This window comes from Sphaerisporangium krabiense, assembly GCF_014200435.1.
Lineage (GTDB): Bacteria > Actinomycetota > Actinomycetes > Streptosporangiales > Streptosporangiaceae > Sphaerisporangium > Sphaerisporangium krabiense.
Genome location: NZ_JACHBR010000002.1, coordinates 789825 through 802407, shown reverse-complemented (window position 1 = coordinate 802407; position 12583 = coordinate 789825). Strand labels below are relative to the sequence as shown.

Below are 12583 nucleotides of genomic sequence, written 5' to 3'. Positions count from 1 at the left end.
GACGACGCGACAAGGTCACGTGGTCCAGCGTGGCACGAACGCATTCAGACCAGAGCCTCTTTCAGCCGGCACGCCTCGACGGCCGCGCGGAGGAGGCGCGTCTCGTCGGCGTCGGCGGGCTCGCCGCGCACGGCGCGCACGAAGTCGAGGGCGACGTCGATCTCGGGGCGCCCGGCCAGGGGCTGCGCCGCGGGCGCGGCCTCGTCGCCGCCTTCCGGCTCGAACGCGAGGCCGAGGGTGTGGGGGAAGCGGCGGCGCAGGCGTTCCATGGCCGCCTTGGGCCGCCGCGGGTCGGTGAGCGTGACGTGCAGCCAGTGGTCCTCGTGGCCGGCCCACCGCTCCGAGGTCAGCAGGTCGTCGAGGTGGCCGCGGAGCGTGGCGACCGGGCGGGGCACGGGCGCGGGCACGAACTCGGCGGTGGAGAGCCCCCGCGGCCCGATGTCGACCAGCCACGACCCCTTGAGCTGGCGTTCCTCGGAGAACGAGTAGGCGATGGGCGAGCCGGAGTAGCGCACGGTCTCGCTCATGCGCTGCCGGCCGTGCAGGTGGCCGAGCGCGACGTAGTCGACTCCGTCGAAGGCGGAGATCGGGACGTGGGAGACGCCGCCCACGCTGATGTCGCGCTCGCTGTCGCTGCTCTCGCCGCCGGAGACGAAGGCGTGGGCCAGGACCACCGCGCGGGTGCCGCGGCGGGCGAGGTCGGCGTGGATCAGGCCCATGGCGTGCCGGAGGGCGGCCGTGTGGCTGCGCTCGCCGAGCTCCCAGGGGACCCGCACGGCCTCGGGCTCCAGGTAGGGGATGCCGTAGAAGGCGACGTCCCCGATGACGACGGGCTCGCCGACGCGGGCGGGATCGGTGCGCAGGTGCACGCCCGCGGCGTCGATCAGCTCGGCGCCGAAGCCGAGCCTGCGCGCGGAGTCGTGGTTGCCGCTGATCAGGATGGTGCGGACGCCCGCGGAGGTGAGCCGCCGCAGGGCGTCGTTACAGAGCGCGACCGCGTCGACCGAGGGCAGCGCCCGGTCGTACACGTCGCCGGCCACGGCCACCACGTCGACGCGCTCGGAACGGACCGTTTCGAGCAGGTGGTCGACGAAGGCGGCCTGGGCGTCGAGGAGGCTTTCGCGGTGGAACGCCCGCCCGAGATGCCAGTCGGAGGTGTGCAGGACGCGCATGTCGCAGGAAGCTAACAGGTCCCACCGACAAATGCGGTACCACCGGCCCCATCGTTCATGCCCCGTGACTTAATCTGATGATCGGAGGATGTGTTCGAGGGTGTAATTCTGTTGTGCGTAAGAAGCGTGCGATCGGAACCTTTCAGGTGGGCGAAGACACGGGAAGAGGTTCCGCGAGGAGGTCGCGAGAACAGGAGGTGGCGTGACCGACCGTAGCCGGTTGGGCGTCGCGACGGTGGTGGTCCTCGCGATGCTCGGCTCCGTGGGATATCTGCTCTCGCCGCCCTCGTTCGACCCTCCGCGCCTGTCCGAGACGATGGGCACGCTGCCGGCGCAGCCGGCCGCCGAGTACCGCCCCGTCCCGCACGACGGCGCCATCACCACCCGCGAGATCTCGGTCCCGGTCAAGGGCGCCACGCTCGCCGCGACGATCCGCGCGCCCCGCGTGCCGGGCCGCCATCCGGCGGTCGCCTTCGTGCAGGGCTCGGGTTCGGGGTCCCGCCAGGACTTCACCACGCAGGCCACGTGGCTGGCCAAGGCCGGCATCGTGACGCTGACCTACGACAAGCGCACGGTCGGGTACGACTTCCGCCACCGCGACTTCGGGCTGCTCGCCGACGACGCCCTGCGCATGGTCCAGGTCCTCCGCTCGCGCGGCGACGTCGACCCGCTGCGCGCGGGGCTGTGGGGGGTCAGCGAGGGGAGCTGGGTGGTGCCGATCGCGGCCGCCGCCAGCAAGGAGATCGGGTTCAGCGTCCTGGTGTCCTCCCCCAACGTCTCGCCGGTCCGGCAGGTCGCCTGGGCGCTCAACGAGCAGTTGGAGCGCCTGCACGCGCCGGCCGGGGTGCGCGAGCTGCTGACGAAGGCGATGGGCGGGGTCGGGTTCGATTTCCTGCGCTACGACAGCGTCCCGGAGCTGAAGCGGATGACGCAGCCGGTGCTGGCGCTGTACGGCACGATGGACCCCTCGATCCCCTTCGTGGAGAGCATGCAGACGCTGACCTCCGCGCTGACCGCCGGCGACAACCGCGATTACACGATCCGTTTCCTGGGCGGCGCCGACCACGCGATGCGCGTCAACGGCGGCCCGTACACCCGGGGCTACCTGGAGACGCTGGCGAACTGGATCAACGGCCTGCCCGGGACCGCGCGACCGCGGCCTGCGACGCAGATCGCCGGCGCCACGCCCGTGCAGCGGTACCAGGCCAGCGACATCCCGCAGGCGCCGTGGTACGCCCACAGCGCCATCCTGGGCCTGGCGCTGACGCTCGCCGCGGTCGGGTACGTCGCGGCGCCGGTCACCGAGATGGTCGTCCGGCTGCGCGGCAGGGGGCCGTTGACGTCGGCGGGCGTGGAGGTCTGGCCGGCCGTCCGGCGGCGGCTGCGCCGCATGGCGTGGACGGGCGTGGGCCTGCTCGCCTCGGTGCTGGCGTTCATCACGCTGATCGTGCTGTTCTCGGTGAACCAGGCGGGGGCGTGGCCCGCCGTGCTGTCCGGGTGGCTGGTCGTCCGGGTGCTCGCCCTGCTGATGCTGGTGCAGGAGGTCACCGCGGTCGCCGCGGTGGCGACGGCGCTGCGCGAGGGGTGGCAGCCGGGGCGCTGGCAGCGGTACGCGATGGCGGCCGTGCTGGGCGGGACGGCGTTGCTGCTGGTCACGGGCGCGTACTACGGGCTGTTCGGCATCCCTTGGTAGGGCGGCCGGACGCCTGCCCGGCTATGTCCGGATAAATCATGATCCGTTCGGGGCGTGTTCACGTCCCCGTCGAACGGCGTGGGTATCGTGCCCCCCTGACCACCGGGGGAATGGAAGATCTTTGCCTGGCACCAGCACGCGCCCGACGACCGCCGAGGTCATCGCCTGGACCGCCCTGTCGGCCCTGCTCCCGGGCTCGGCGCACCTGCGCGCCGGCCGCCGGCGCACCGGGCTGATCCTCCTCTGCGCCTACGTCCTCGTGCTGGCCGGCCTGGTGACGACGGTCCTCGCGATGGGCGACGACCTCAGCGGGCGACTGCTGGACCCCGCCCTGCTGCGCGGCACCGTCGTGGTGGCCCCGCTGCTGGCCCTCGGCTGGTTCGCCCTGCTGGTGCGCTCCTACGTCGTGCTGCGGCCGTCCCTGCTCTCCCAGACCGGGCAGGTGCTCTCGGGGATCCTGGCGGGGACGCTGGCCGTCGCGGTCTCGCTGCCGTTCGTCGCGGTCGCGCAGTACGCCCTGGTGTCGGAGGAGCTGCTCAGCACCGTCTTCGACGACCCCGCCCCGGTGGCGGCGGCGCCGGAGAGGGGCGTCGTGCCCGCCGACCCGTGGGAGGGAAGGACGCGGGTCAACGTGCTGATCCTCGGCGGCGACTGGCAGCCGAACCGGATCGGCATCCGCACCGACAGCATCAACGTCGCCAGCGTGGACGTGCGCACCGGCGCGACCGTCCTGTTCAGCCTGCCGCGCAACCTGGAGAACGTCCGTTTCCCCCCGGGCACGCCGATGCACCGCCGCTTCCCCGCCGGCTTCCGCCTGCCCGCCAACCCGGACGGCTCCCGCGAGGATCTGCTCTTCTCGGTGTGGGAGTACGCCGAGACCCACCCCGAGCTGTTCGGCGGCCGAACCGGCATGGGCCCCGAGACGCTGAAGGAGACCATCGGGCACACCCTCGGCCTGGAGATCGACTGGTACGCCATGGTGAACATGTGGGGGCTGGCCCGGATCATCGACGCCCTCGGCGGCCTGACGCTGACCGTCCCCACCGACGTGGTGTTCGGCAAGTACAACGAGGGGCTGGTCAAGGCGGGCACCCGCCGCCTGCGGGGCGCGGACGCGATGTGGTTCGCGCGGTCGCGCACCTACAGCGACGACTACACGCGGATGGGACGCCAGCGCTGCGTGCTGGACGCCCTGCTGCACCAGGCCGACCCCGCGACCGTGCTGCTGCGCTTCAACCAGCTCGCCAAGGCCACCAAGGGGATGTTCCGCACCGACATCCCCCGGCCGATGCTCTCCCATCTCGTGCCGCTGGCGCTGAAGGTGCGGGACGCGCGCGTCACCGGCGTGCAGTTCGTGCCGCCGCTGATCCACACCGGGAACCCGGACTGGGACCTGATCCGCAGGCTGAGCGCCAAGGCCGTACGGGACTCCGGGCGCCGCGCCGCGCCGGCCCCGACGCCCGCCCCCTCCTCGCCGTCCTCACCGTCCCTCTCCCCGTCCCCTTCGGCCTCGGTGAGCCCGTCCCCCGGGCCGGGAACGCCGACGCCGTCCGCCACCGCCCAGGACAAGGACATCTGCGCCACCTGAGCACGCCGCGGCGGTGGTCACGGTTTCATAACGGTGGCCTCACGGTGACGTGTAGTGATGGACCGGCTACGGTAAGTCTTTCTCGTGTGTCCGCCCCCCGTGACGCGGCCGTGCTGAGAGCGGCCCTCCTCGATGCGTCCTCCACGGCCTCGTCCTCGCGCCCCGGGCGGCCTGCTCCGCGCGTTGTTCCCGCGCCCGTCGTCTCCTGCGGTCCCCGCTGTGCCCACCACCAGGACCGCCACGCCCGCCGTCCCTCCAGGGACGGCGCCCGCCGACGGTACGGACAACGCCGACAACGCCGATAAACCCGGCAATCCTCACAAGGAGAGCGCAGTGTCCAACGCGGAAGCCAGCTCGGGCGTCACCGTGACGGGGATCGACGACAGATACGGCGCGCTGTGCCAAGGGTTCAACCAGCGCTGGACGTCCCACCCCGACTACATCAAGATCGTCCGATCCACCGCCGACGTGATCGGGGCCCTGAACGAGGCGCTGAACAGCGGCCGCACCCGCATCGCCGTCCGCTCGGGCGGCCACTGTTACGAGAACTTCGTCTCCAACGCGCAGACGCAGGTCATCATCGACGTGGGCCAGATGGACCGGGTCCACTACGACCCCGGCATGGGCGCGTACTGCGTGGAGGCCGGGTCGACGAACTGGCACAACTACGCCCGGCTCTACCGCGAGACCGGCTTCACGCTGCCGGCCGGGTCGTGCTACTCGGTCGGCGCGGGCGGCCACATCTGCGGCGGCGGGTACGGCCTGCTGTCCCGCCGCGCGGGCCTCACCGTCGACTACCTGTACGCCGTCGAGGTCGTCGTCGTGCGCCGCGAACCGCACAGCGACTACCGGGCCGAGGCCGTCATCGCCCGCAAGGACGACGAGGGCCACCTGCGCGACCTGTGGTGGGCGCACACCGGGGGCGGCGGCGGGAACTTCGGCGTGATCACCCGCTACTGGTTCAAGAACCTCCCGCGCCCGCCGATCAACGTCTGGCTCAGCGCCGTCGCGTGGGAGTGGAAGGACATGAGCTACGAGCGCTTCGCCCGGCTGGTGGAGAACTTCGGGCGCTTCTGCGCTGAGAACGGCGGAATACGCAGCGAGTACGCCGACCTGTTCTCCATCCTGAAGCTGACGCACAGGTCGGCGGGGAAGATCGGGCTGATCACCCAGGTCGAGGCCAACAACCCGCTCACCGGCCGCGAACGGCTGGACGCCTTCCTCGGCCGGCTCGAAGAGGGGCTCGACCTTCCGCGCGCCGAGCTGGACGTCGTCATGGGCGAGCATCCGCAGATCCCCGGCCTGCACGAGGAGCCGCGCCTGATGCCCTGGATCCAGGCCACCCAGACCTTGAACAGCTCGGGGCCGAACCGGCGCGGAAAGTACAAGTCCGCCTACATGCGCAGGCCATTCCCCGATGACCAGATCCAGGTCATGTGGAACTTCCTGTCCGGCGCACGCGACGACGGCGACTACGACAACACCGGGTACGACAACCCCGACGCGCTGATCCAGGTGGACACCTACGGCTGCAGGATCAACGCGGTGGGGCCGCGCGACACGGCCGTCGCCCAGCGTGACTCGATCATGAAGCTGCAGTACCAGACGTACTGGACCGACCCGCGCGAGGACGCCGTGCACGAGCGGTGGATCCGCGAGCTGTACCGCAGGGTCTACCAGCGGACCGGCGGCGTGCCCGTCCCGGCGGGCGGCGCGGCCGATCCCGAGGCGGTGACCGACGGCTGCTACGTCAACTACCCCGACCGCGACCTGAACAGCGAGATCTGGAACACCTCCGGCGTGCCCTGGTACCGCCTGTACTACGGGCAGAACTACGAGCGGCTGCTGGAGGTCAAGCAGGTGTGGGACCCGCACGACGTGTTCCGCCACGAGCAGTCGATCGGCTGACGGCCTCTCACAGGCGGAAGGAGTCGCGGGCGAGCCGCCGCACCCGGTCCTCGTCGACGAGGTGGCCGAGGCCCGGCTGGGTCAGCGGGACGGCCACCACGCCGCCGGACGCGCCGACCGGCGGCGTCACGATCTGGGCGTTGCGCGGGGGCTCGGTGACGTCTCCCGGCAGCGTGCAGCCCGGGAGGCTGGCGACGGCGACGGTGGCCGCGCGGGCCAGGCCCGTCCCCCTGCCGCCGGCCGCCGTGATGTCCCAGCCGGCCGCGGCGGCCCGGTCGTGGGCCGTCCGCGCCGCGCGCAAAGTGCCGAAGCGGGACGGACGCAGCAGCAGCGCGCTCGCGGCGCGCGCGGCGATGGCCTGCTCCAGCGCGGCGACCGAATGCACCTCCACCGCCACCAGCGAGGACACCCTGCCCTGCAACTCGGCGTGCAGGGCGAGGTCGGGCGGGGTGTCGAAGCCGCCGAAGGGCCGCTCGATCGCCGTCACGTCGTAGGCGTCCAGGGCCGCCAGCGCCGTGACGTCGGTGTAGACGCCGCGGGCGTCCACGGCCAGCGCCAGCGCCGGGTACGCCGCGCGCACCGCGCGCACCGGCTCGACGTCCCATCCGGGGTGGACGTCCAGGGTGACGTGGGCGTATCCGGCGCACACGTGCCGGTTGACGCGGGCGACCATCGCCTCCAGGGACCGCTCGGCGGGCAGGCGCACGGTCGCGACCACGGACGTGCGGGTGCCGCCGATCGCGTGCGCGAGCGGGACGCCGCGCATGCGGGCCCACAGGTCCCAGCAGGCCAGGTCGACGGCGGAGCTCGCGGGCAGGGAGGTCAGCTCGTCGGGGTGCTCCCAGTCGACGCCGAGCAGGGCCGGGCCGAGCGACTCCTCCAGCGCGGCCCAGGTCTTGGCCAGGGCGTTGTCGCGCGCGCCCGCCACCTCGTCCTCGTCCGCCTCCTCGCCGGCCTCGGCGGAGGCGGCCACAGGGCCGGGCAGAGTGCGGCCGGGGCCCTGCACGACCTCGCCCCAGCCGGTCATGCCCCCGTAGTCGGTGAGCTTCACCAGGATGCTCTCCGGACGCCTGCCGTAGGGCAGCACGAGCCGGAAGACCTCAAGCTCACGGACGCGTGGCATGGAACCCCCTTGTCGGACACCTGCCCTTCCATGGTGCCCGGTGTGGGGATCCAGGCCAAACGCGGGCAGAGGGAACGTCCCTTTCGTCCTGGTCAGGGGCTGACAGGCCGCACCCGGCCGCTGATCAGCAACCCGAGAAGAGCCTGCGCGGCGATGAGCCCGAAGCACAGCAGGTACACCCACCACGCGGTGTCCAGCCCGGCGAACACCGCGCCGGTGACCGCCATGATCACGACGGAGAAGACCGATTCGCCGATCTGCAGGGACGAGGTGTTCACGCCCTCCTGGCCCGGCGCGGACAGCTCCAGGGTGAGGACCGACAGGATCGGGTAGACCAGGCCGATGCCGAACCCGGCGGCCAGCCAGGCGACCAGGCCGGCGGCCAGCGGCACGGGGGCGAAGACCAGCAGCGCGGCGCCCGCGACGCCCGCGGACAGCATGGTGGTGCCGAGACGCAGCAGCTTGTTGCGGTCGTGCCGGCCGCGCCCCTGCACCCACGAGGCGAACGACCAGCTCAGCGCGGACCCGGTGAGGAAGAGCCCGGCCTGGGTCGGGCTCAGGCCGCGCTGGCCGGTCAGCATGAGCGGGATGAACACGTCGGCCGCGAACACCGCGCCCGCGGCCAGGCCGCGCAGCAGGACCACGGCGGGGAAGCCGCGCGCCGCGCGCAGGGTGCCCCGGGGCAGCAGTCTGGGCAGGGCGAAGGCGAGGATCAGCAGGCCCGCCGCCAGCAGCGGGAAGCCGCCCGGGCCGAGGCCGCTGCCGTACTGCAGGAGCGCCGCGCCGACGGCCACCACGCCGCCCCAGAGCAGCCGGGCGCGAAACCCGGTGCCCGGCGCGCCGTCGGACGCGGGAGGCACGGTGGTCCTGCCCGCCAGGCCGCGCCACAGCAGCAGCGCGGCGGGCGCGACGAACAGCGGGATGCCGAGGAAGATCCACCGCCAGCCCACGTGCTCCACCACGGCACCGGTGATCGCCGGGCCGACCACCGAGGGGAGCACCCAGGCCGCCGCGAGCAGCGAGAACGCCTTGGGGTGCATCGCGGCGGGGAACACCTGGGCCACGACCACGTACAGCGCGACGGAGAACAGGCCGCCGCCGATGCCCTGGACGAACCGGCCGGCGATCAGGACGTGCATGCTCGGGGCGAAGCCCGCGATGAGCAGGCCGAGGGTGAAACCGCCCACCCCCGCCCACAAGGGGGCGACGGGGCCGCGGACGTCGCTCCACCGGCCGCCCGCCACGGTCGCGATCACGCTCGCCGCCATGGAGCCGCTGAAGGCCAGCCCATAGAGCGGCAGGCCGTGCAGGCTCCTGGCGACCACCGGCATCGCGGTGGCCACCGCCAGATACTCGAAGGCCACGAGGAGGATCAGCGCCACCATGCCGACGCTGATCGCCCGGTACGGACGGCTCAACACGCCGGGAGGGGGGCCGACGGGGGAATCGATCACAGCTGAGGACACTGGGTTACGTTATGTCCTGATTTGGCGCTGCCGCATCGGGCCCCTCTCGGTCTTTGGTCCTAGGTCATCGGCGACGGCCACGCCCCCCATCGGCCGGCGATCGTCACACCGCGTCCTGCCGGCGGTCGGAGAGCACGCAGAACTCGTTGCCCTCCGGGTCGACGAGCACGACCCACCGCTCGTCACCCTGACCCACGTCGGCCGGGCGGGCGCCGAGCGCGAGCAGGCGCTCCACCTCCGCCTTCTGATCTTTCGGGCGGAAGTCCAGATGCAGGCGGTTCTTCACCTGCTTGCCCTCCGGCACGGGCACGAAGATCAGCCCGGGCAGGAGGTCGGGGGCGACCCTGATCTCGTATTCGTCCTCGGCGTCGTTGACCACCACCCAGCCGAGGGCCTTCGTCCACCACTGGCCGAGCGCCACCGGATCGGCGGCGTCGATGACGACCTGTTCCCATATGAGACTCATGGGCATCCCGTACCCCTGCGGGCTCCGGTATTCCCCTCGAGCCCCGCGCCCCGCCGGCCCCGCGGACGGGCCACGCGGGCACTGCGGACATCATCCGTACGCTGACCTGGGGTTTCGCCATAGGTATAGATGACCGGGCCGCGGGCAGGCGCGGACTCCGATTTTGTCAGAGGCCGCCGCTAGTGTGCCGCTCGTGATCGAACGTTGGAGCCGTGACCAGGTGCTCGCGCTCGCCCCCGACGCCTCTTCCCAGAAGGGCGCGCAGAGCGTCGGCACTGCGGCCAAGTGGTCGGCGACGGGCGTCGGGGCCGGGGCGCTGTGGGGTGAGTGCAAGGGCAGCGGCGCCTCGCCGTACCGCGCGTGCGTCGACTTCGGCGAGCCCGCCTACCGGTGCAGTTGCCCCAGCAGGAAGTTCCCCTGCAAACACGCCCTCGGCCTGCTGCTGATCTGGTCGGCCGGCGACGTGCCCGCCGCCGAGGCCGCCCCCGACTGGGTGGCCGAGTGGCTGGAGCAGCGCCGCGCCCGCGCCGCCAAGACCGCCGAGCGGGCGTCCGATGTTCCCTCCGCCGGGCAGGGGCCCACGGGGGCGTCCGCCGAGGACGGTCCCGACCCCGCCGCCGAACGCCGTGCCGCCCAGCGGGAGGAGCGGGTCGCGGCCGGGCTCGCCGAGCTGGAGCGCTGGCTCGCCGACCAGATCGGGCAGGGGCTGTCCGGAGCCCGGCAGAGCTCCCCCGCCCAGTGGCAGGAGCTGACGCGACGGCTGGTCGACGCCCAGGCGCCCGGCGTCGCGGCGGCGGTCTCCCGGCTGCACCGCGTCCTCACCGAGGAAGACTGGCCGGCCCGCCTGCTCGGCGAGTACGGCCTGCTGAACCTCCTCGCCGTCGGCTACCGCCGCGCCGCCTCCCTGCCCGCCCCGCTGCGCGACACCGTCCGCTCGCGCGTCGGCTTCCCCGTCTCCCGTGAAGAGGTCCTGGCCTCGCCCGCCGTGCGCGACCGGTGGCACGTGCTCGGGCAGCGCGACGACGAGCAGGACCGTCTGGTCGCCCGCAGGGTCTGGCTGAAAGGGCAGACCACGGGCCGGTACGCGCTCGTGCTCACCTTCGCGCCGGTCGGCCAGGCCATGGACGCCACCCTGGTCACCGGCACCGTCATCGACGCGGAGCTGGCCTTCTACCCCGGCGCGTCCCCGCTGCGGGCCCTGGTGGCCGCGCGGCACGGCGCCCTGCCGTCCACACCGCCCCGCGGCTCCGGCGTGCGCGAGGTCCTCGATCTGGTCGCCGCCGCCATCGCCGGCGACCCCTGGGCCGATTCCTGGCCCGTCCTCCTGAGCGACGTCGTCCCCGCGTCCCGAGGCGGCCGCTGGCTCCTCGCCGACCCCGCCGCCGCGCCGGGCGAGCAGGCGGAGGGTGTGCCCTTGCACCCTTCCCTGGGCGCTCCCTGGCGGCTGCTGGCCGTGTCCGGGGGGCATCCGGCGACGGTCGCCGCCGAGTGGACGCCGCGAGGGCTGCGTCCCCTCACCACATGGGACGAAGACGGCCAGGTGGTGGTGCTGTGACCTCCCGTCCCGGTCCGTCCGCGCGCCGCGAGGGCGGCAGCGCGCCTCACGCGACAGAGGAGTCCTGGTGATCACGATCGACGATTGGGAGCGGCTGGTGTCGGCCGCGCTGGTCGGCACCGATCGGCGGCCCCGGCCCGGCCTGCTCGGCCAGGCGGCGGCCCGCACGGTCGGCGCGCGGGCCGGGCAGCGGCTCCAGAGGGGGGAGCCGTTGCCCGCCGCGCCCGCCGAGGAGCAGCCGCCGGTGCCGCGCGCGGCGGCCGACCGGCTGGCGCGCGTTCTCGGCGGCGAGCAGTCGCGCCTGCTGCCCGAGTGGCTGGAGGCCGCCGCCGCGCTGGGCTACCGGCTGCCGGCGAAACTGTTGCCCCCGGTGCTCGACCACGGCGCGCGCGACCGGTCCCTGCGACCGTCGATCGGCGTCCTCGCGGGCGCCCGCGGCCGGTGGCTCGCCACACTCAACGACACCTGGAAGTACGTCCTGGAAGAGGCCACCCTCCGCTCCGGCGTCCCGGCGCACGCCGGCACGGAAGCCCCGCGGCATCGGCACGTCCCTGCCTCAGGCGCCGCCCGGCCATCTCCTGCCGATGCCGCAGGTGGCGGGACAGGTGGCGCCGATGCCGGGGGCGGCGAGGACGTGGCCGGGCATCCTCTGTGGGAGTTCGGCACGCGAGGCGATCGGCTCTCCTTCCTGCGCGGGCTCCGGGCCGACGATCCGGCGAAGGCGCGGGCACTGCTGCTGCGCGGCTGGGACAAGGAGACCCCGGAGGACCGGGCGGCGTTCGTCCACGCCCTGTCCGACGGGCTGTCGATGGCCGACGAGCCGTTCCTGGAGGCCGCGCTGGACGACCGGCGCCGCGAGGTCAGGGCCCAGGCCGCCGACCTGCTGACCCGGCTCCCCCGGTCGCGGCTCGGCCTCAGGATGACCGCACGCGCGGCGCTGTGCCTGCGCGTCACCGGCGACCGGCTGCACGCCGAGCCTCCGGCGGCCTGCGACGCCGCCATGGAGCGCGACGGCATCCGGTCCCGTGCCCCGGCCGGCACCGGGCAGCGCAGCTGGTGGCTCCAGCAGGTCATCGCCCACACGCCGCTGTCCTTCTGGGCCGATCACTTCGGGCTGCCCGCCAAGCGGATCGTCGCGCTGAACATCGGCGAGTGGGCCCGGGAGATCAGGCTCGGCTGGGAGCGCGCCGCCGTCCTGCAGAACGACGCGGAGTGGGCACGGGCGCTGTTCGCGGTGGAGCCGCTGAGCGACCTGCTCGCCGTGCTGCCGCCCGCCGAGCGCGCCGACAAGGCGGCCGAGCTGGTCCACGACCAGCCGGTCGACGGCCAGTTGATCATGATGCTCGGCGGCCTGCCCGCGCCGTGGGGAGCCGCCCTGGCCCAGGCCGTGCTGGAGAAGATCATCGCGACGGCGGGGCACCAGCCCTGGAACCTCGAGGAGCTGGTCCGCCTGGCCGGCGAGCGCGTCGACCCGGCCATGGACGAGATGGCCGCCCGGCTCTCGGACGAGTGGCACGTCCAGGAGGTCGCCGCCACGCTGCGCTTCCGCCGCCACATGCACGCCGAGCTACGCCCATGACCCACCACTCCTCCGGAGGACCTCCGAGCCGCG

At 73.3% G+C, this 12583-nt stretch carries 9 protein-coding genes; 5 read left to right on the top strand and 4 right to left on the bottom strand.

The window, feature by feature from the left end; translation table 11 throughout:
- Nucleotides 1-44 precede the first annotated feature (44 nt).
- On the bottom strand, nucleotides 45-1172 hold the full coding sequence (locus tag BJ981_RS31490) for an exonuclease SbcCD subunit D (protein ID WP_184617022.1): 1128 nt from the start codon (nucleotides 1170-1172) through the stop codon (nucleotides 45-47).
- A 202-nt stretch (nucleotides 1173-1374) separates the two neighbouring features.
- Between BJ981_RS31490 and BJ981_RS31485 the strand changes: the two genes are divergently transcribed.
- The 3 genes from BJ981_RS31485 (at nucleotide 1375) to BJ981_RS31475 (ending at nucleotide 6361) form a co-directional block, all read left to right on the top strand.
- The gene (locus BJ981_RS31485) at nucleotides 1375-2865 is read left to right on the top strand and encodes an alpha/beta hydrolase family protein (RefSeq protein ID WP_239139248.1); all 1491 of its coding nucleotides are present in this window, start codon (nucleotides 1375-1377) and stop codon (nucleotides 2863-2865) included.
- A 121-nt stretch (nucleotides 2866-2986) separates the two neighbouring features.
- Complete coding sequence (locus BJ981_RS31480) at nucleotides 2987-4453, top strand: LCP family protein (RefSeq protein WP_221315419.1); 1467 nt, start codon at nucleotides 2987-2989, stop codon at nucleotides 4451-4453.
- Nucleotides 4454-4786: 333 nt separating this feature from the next.
- Nucleotides 4787-6361 (top strand): FAD-binding oxidoreductase, encoded by a 1575-nt coding sequence (locus BJ981_RS31475; RefSeq protein ID WP_239139249.1) that lies wholly within the window; start codon nucleotides 4787-4789, stop codon nucleotides 6359-6361.
- Nucleotides 6362-6368: 7 nt separating this feature from the next.
- On the opposite strand, the gene BJ981_RS31470 is transcribed toward BJ981_RS31475, so the two are convergent.
- The 3 genes from BJ981_RS31470 to BJ981_RS31460 form a co-directional block, all read right to left on the bottom strand.
- Entirely contained in the window at nucleotides 6369-7484 is a 1116-nt protein-coding gene (locus tag BJ981_RS31470; RefSeq protein WP_184617020.1) for an enolase C-terminal domain-like protein, read from the bottom strand.
- Nucleotides 7485-7576: 92 nt separating this feature from the next.
- Entirely contained in the window at nucleotides 7577-8905 is a 1329-nt protein-coding gene (locus BJ981_RS31465) for an MFS transporter (RefSeq protein WP_239139250.1), read from the bottom strand.
- 148 nt (nucleotides 8906-9053) lie between these two features.
- On the bottom strand, nucleotides 9054-9416 hold the full coding sequence (locus tag BJ981_RS31460) for a VOC family protein (protein ID WP_184617019.1): 363 nt from the start codon (nucleotides 9414-9416) through the stop codon (nucleotides 9054-9056).
- 193 nt (nucleotides 9417-9609) lie between these two features.
- Here BJ981_RS31460 and BJ981_RS31455 point away from each other — a divergent pair, with 193 nt between their 5' ends.
- Nucleotides 9610-10971, top strand: a complete 1362-nt coding sequence (locus tag BJ981_RS31455) for an SWIM zinc finger family protein (RefSeq protein ID WP_184617018.1) — start codon at nucleotides 9610-9612, stop codon at nucleotides 10969-10971.
- Nucleotides 10972-11038: 67 nt separating this feature from the next.
- Nucleotides 11039-12550, top strand: a complete 1512-nt coding sequence (locus BJ981_RS31450) for a DUF5691 domain-containing protein (protein WP_184617017.1) — start codon at nucleotides 11039-11041, stop codon at nucleotides 12548-12550.
- Nucleotides 12551-12583 lie beyond the last annotated feature (33 nt).

Bases quoted from the DNA above. Each gene is read 5' to 3' on its own strand.
- BJ981_RS31490 (WP_184617022.1), bottom strand. From the start codon at position 1,172: ATGCGCGTCCTGCACACCTCCGACTGGCATCTCGGGCGGGCGTTCCAC.
- BJ981_RS31470 (WP_184617020.1), bottom strand. From the start codon at position 7,484: ATGCCACGCGTCCGTGAGCTTGAGGTCTTCCGGCTCGTGCTGCCCTAC.
- BJ981_RS31460 (WP_184617019.1), bottom strand. From the start codon at position 9,416: ATGAGTCTCATATGGGAACAGGTCGTCATCGACGCCGCCGATCCGGTG.